At 37.2% G+C, this 2,401-nt stretch carries 3 protein-coding genes; 2 read left to right on the forward strand and 1 reads right to left on the reverse strand.

Going from position 1 to position 2,401, the window contains the following annotated elements; translation table 11 throughout:
* Positions 1–26 precede the first annotated feature (26 nt).
* Complete coding sequence (locus tag L692_RS0117190) at positions 27–497, reverse strand: hypothetical protein (protein WP_025701344.1); 471 nt, start codon at positions 495–497, stop codon at positions 27–29.
* A gap of 341 nt (positions 498–838) precedes the next feature.
* On the opposite strand from L692_RS0117190, the gene L692_RS0117195 reads away from it, so the two are divergent.
* Both L692_RS0117195 and L692_RS0117200 read left to right on the forward strand, forming a co-directional pair.
* A complete protein-coding gene (locus tag L692_RS0117195) occupies positions 839–1,264 on the forward strand; it encodes a hypothetical protein (protein WP_025701345.1) in 426 nt (141 codons plus the stop codon).
* Positions 1,265–1,266: 2 nt separating this feature from the next.
* A complete protein-coding gene (locus L692_RS0117200) occupies positions 1,267–2,046 on the forward strand; it encodes a DUF3800 domain-containing protein (protein ID WP_232238812.1) in 780 nt (259 codons plus the stop codon).
* Positions 2,047–2,401 lie beyond the last annotated feature (355 nt).

A 2,401-nucleotide genomic window follows, 5' to 3' on the forward strand; every position in this document is an offset into this window, starting at 1 on the left:
GCTCGGTCGTTTGGTTAATGGCTAGCCTATGGATAGACCCCCGTTACAAGGATGATGTCACTTGCGTTCCAATCACAAGTCTGTTTGTTATTCCCCCCTAAATCATCAATAAATGGGCCGCCTAAAGTAATTGTGTTGTCGTGAAGTCCATTCCGGTCAAGAACGAATTGAGCCGTGTCACGGGTTACAGGCGCTCTGAACATTTTCATTACTTTCGTTCTCTCATTGAACACGAGTAAAAAACGCTGTTCCTCTCTAACCTTGAACAGCCGAGCCGCATTCGTATTTAATGCCGCAGTATGAAAACCGCATTCCGAAGCATCCCCTTTAACAACACGAACCCTCTTCTTAATGTCCCTCCTCTGGAGAATAACCATTGTCCCATCAAGGATTTTAAACAAACTGGCGGCAGGTCCTCCCCCGCATTCATTAATAAAAATAGTGCTTGGATCTAAATCTGGCGAGATGTTAATATCAACAAGCCCTCGTAAAATCATGCTCATCCCTCCCAAGCATATTGATCATCATTCATTGTATGTCGAAATAAAATGGTTTCTTGTAACAGTTCATAAATAAACAAAAAATCCCTCTTCTACTAGACAGAAGGATTTCATTACATATTTCCCTGACGGAGTATCATCATTGATCTGTAATAGTTAACTCGGACTTTTCCTTTACCGTTATTTGTTACAGGGTTCAGGAAATATTAATGGTAAAGCAAGCAAATGAACTTTAAAACTATAAAATGTTTTTACTGTTATAGTATTTACAAACATTAAGCATCAATGTACTATACTATTATAGTATATCTTTTTTTGATGTAGAGAGGAATTTAATTATGAAAAAACCAAATGATTTAACTGCTACTGCTGAATATAGGGAGTATGCAATTACACTTTTAAAAGAACAGGCAGGAGAGGCAATACAGCTTCAATCTTTGATTGATGCTAATGCGGGTAAATATCCGAATCGAAATATTGCAAGCATTCGTGCTGCCCTGTGGAATCTCCATGCTACTAGTGAGGAGATTGTTAAGGTAGGCAGGGGAAAATTTGCTTATAAAAATGGCGAAACAAAACTGAATTCCGAAACAACATCTAGCGATGAAACGGTCGCAGAGCAATTGATTTCTTCAATTCTTGAATGCTACGATAAGCATTTGAAACGAATTAACATGACAAATCTGACTGCTGATGATTTCGAGGATCTTGCTGCCGTCAAACGAGCAATTGAGGAACTAAAAAATTCTGTTTTGAAAAAATAAACGTGAAAGCAGGAGCTATGGTGACATTATACGGGTTTTATACAGACGAGTCTGGAAATAATGGTTTCGGAGATATGAGAAACCAACCTGTACTTTGTTATGCAGGGATACTTGTACCTATACATTATCAGGTGTTTCTACATAACGAAGTTCAAAAACTAAAAGATAATCTAGAAAAAGATATAAAGTCAAAGATCCATGGGATTCCGACTGAGCAATTTTCTAATATTGATTTTTTCAAGAAATTCGAGATACATGGAAAAGCCTTTATTGACGGTGAGGACTTCTATTATAATTTACCTGACCTTGAGAGATTCAAAGTCGTTGATGATTTATTATCCTTAGTTCAGGTGACTGATGTTAAAATTGTAGCGGCACTTGTAAACAAACATTTATACCAAGCCAACACAGGAGTAACAAATCATAATCGGATGCATATTCACGCTTATACGGAACTTGTCAAATGCATCTCAACTGAGTTGAAACAGTCTGACTCTCATGCTTTTGTAATTTGTGATGACGGTAAGCCTAGTGAAATCAATAATTTCTGTGATGCTCTAAGAAATCCTACAAATAATAGAGTCTATCCCGACCTCCAGGTAAAACTGTCACATGATAAAAACTGTAATTTAATTCAACTGGCTGATATGATTAACTTCATTACTTCTGTACATTTTCGTAATGTTTATGGCTTTCCACCAAGAAAGAGACATCAAACCAATATTATTGATTTTTATTTAAGGCATCTTGACCATAAAATAATTAAATGGGAATACAAATAAGAAGAGGAGGACGCACACAACGTGCGAACTCCTCTCTTTGGTCGTACACAACGTGCGACCTATTACCATATTACCCACAAACTGTTGCAGTTATGACAAGAAAAAATTAAGACATCGGGTATTTAAGTCAAACACAACGTTTGAATTAAATACCGAATGTCTTAAAATGTGGATTTAGTCGTACACAACGTGCGAGCAAATCCTCATTTATATTATGGTGTAGACTACGCATTTTGTCAAGAATAATTGACCACTCACTAGCATATCTTAAATCCTTGTACCTACCACTATTTATGATACGGTTCACCACGCTGTCTGTAACGATACGCGCACAATGGAGCAGAAGCGGACACTG

It is taken from the genome of Paenibacillus forsythiae T98, assembly GCF_000520735.1.
In the GTDB taxonomy this organism is placed as follows: domain Bacteria; phylum Bacillota; class Bacilli; order Paenibacillales; family Paenibacillaceae; genus Paenibacillus_AQ; species Paenibacillus_AQ forsythiae.